This is a genomic window from Nitrospinota bacterium (assembly GCA_009873635.1).
Taxonomy (GTDB): Bacteria; Nitrospinota; Nitrospinia; order Nitrospinales; family VA-1; genus LS-NOB.
This window is the reverse complement of the sequence record WAHY01000019.1, coordinates 1-1,888: the sequence shown is the minus strand read 5'-3', so window position 1 is coordinate 1,888 and position 1,888 is coordinate 1. Positions and strand designations below refer to the sequence as shown.

General features: G+C 42.7%; 1 protein-coding gene. It reads right to left on the bottom strand.

Annotated elements, in window-relative coordinates:
• On the bottom strand, window positions 1–1,538 hold a 1,538-nt coding region (gene priA / locus F3741_10260; GenBank protein ID MZG31167.1), incomplete at its 3' end, for a primosomal protein N'.
• Window positions 1,539–1,888: the final 350 nt, after the last annotated feature.

The window sequence follows — 1,888 nt, the reverse complement described above, 5'->3', positions numbered from 1 at the left end:
TCATGGATTGCGTTTCGCAAGGTTCCGGAAAGCATGGAGAAATTTTTGAATTCTTTTCGTTCTTTTTTCATGTCCACCAGGCTTACCAGAGGCAGCATTCGTTCACCAACACGGTTTGCAAGCGACAGGTATTGGTATTTTCCTATCCGTGTGTTCTGTATAGACTCCAGGGAAGGGGTTGCAGAGCCCATGATTACAACAGCATTTAGTGAGCGAGCTCTCATGACGGCTGTATCGCGCGCGTGATAGCGGGGAATGGAGTCCTGTTTGTATGATCCATCATGCTCCTCATCGATTACGATGATTCCCAGGTTTTTAAAAGGCGCAAATACCGCTGAGCGAGCTCCAACTGCAATCGACACTTTCCCATCGCGGATCTTTTTCCACTCCAGATAGCGTTCAGTTTGTGATAACCCGCTATGCAAAATAGCAACACGGTCGCCAAACCTTTGGTGAAATCGTTCTACTGTTTGTGGAGTGAGGGAGATTTCGGGAACCATCATGATCGCCGATTTTCCAAACTCAAGAGCGCGCTGAATGCATCGGATGTATATTTCTGTTTTGCCACTTCCTGTTACGCCATGAATCAAAAAAGATTCGAACTTTCCGGTTTCAACAGCCTGGTTAAGTTTCGTGAACAGCTCTTTTTGCTCGGGTGTAAACGTTAGCGATTTTCCGAGGGGCTGGTTCATCGCATCTTCTGGAACAAATACGCTCCGCTCTTTTTTTTCGATGAATAATTCAATCAGTTTTTTTTCTTTAAGGCTGCGAAGTGCGGCACCGCTTTTTGGGATTTGGCTTTTAAGTTCAGGAACACTGATTTGCTCTTTCCTGATCAACTCAAAAACTGACTTTTGTTTTGGACTTCGTTTAAGCAATTGTTCGATATCTTCTTCGCAAGGTAATGGATTATTGATGCGGGCTGTTTTTACATACTGGTAACTGACCTTGCTCTTTTGAGTCTGGAGGGAAGCCGCCAGATATCCATCCTGTTTCAAGCGGGCGAGGGTGTAAGCACTGAAGTTGTTCCCCAGTGCTTTTTGGCACTGTTTTAAAGTAGTAGACCCCTGCTGGCGAATGTAGGTAAGAGTTTTTAATGCAGACTTTGAAAGAGAACCAGTCGGTTCTTTATCTGTAACAGAAATGACTTCCCGGCTTTCGTCATCAATCCCAGCTGGCAGGGCACAACGAATTGCTTCACCCCATGAGGATTGGTAATATCCTGCTATCCATTTAGTTAAGTTAAGTATCTCAGAACTTACTATGGGTTCAGTATCAGGAATGTCGGAAATATTTTTAAGTTCTATATTCTTGTCCCATTTGTCTAAAATGTTCACAACGTATCCGGTGAGACGCCTTCTTCCAAAAGGCGCAAGCACCCGCATTCCAATTGATACCTTCCCCTGGAATTGTGGCGGAATAATATAGGTAAAAGCTTCTTTGATAGGAAGGTTGAACACCACTTCTGCGAACTGCTTCTCGTTGGCAGAGGGATTCGATTCAATCGTTTCAATTTCACTCTGGATGTGTGTATTCACAAGGCAGGACTTTCAAAAATTTAACAATTGTACCACCCCTGAAGAAACTAGGAAACTGGCAATAGCCCCTTGATCCGAGTTATCCATTGAGGACAGTATAAAGTAATGCTATGTTCCAGCGAAAGTTTTCCACAAAGGAAGAAAATATTGACTAGCTTGTAAATTTACTCTAATCTCAAATTTTTCAAAATAATGGAGTGGTTAGGGCTTTAGGGATAATTCCGTGGGCAGATTAATGGCTTTTATTTAGAGGTGAAGTTATGAAAGTTGGAGACAAGATCAAGTTTGATTTTGCAGGCAAGAAAAAAGAAGGTGTAGTGAACAAAGTGTTCCCAAAAACAGTTTATTTA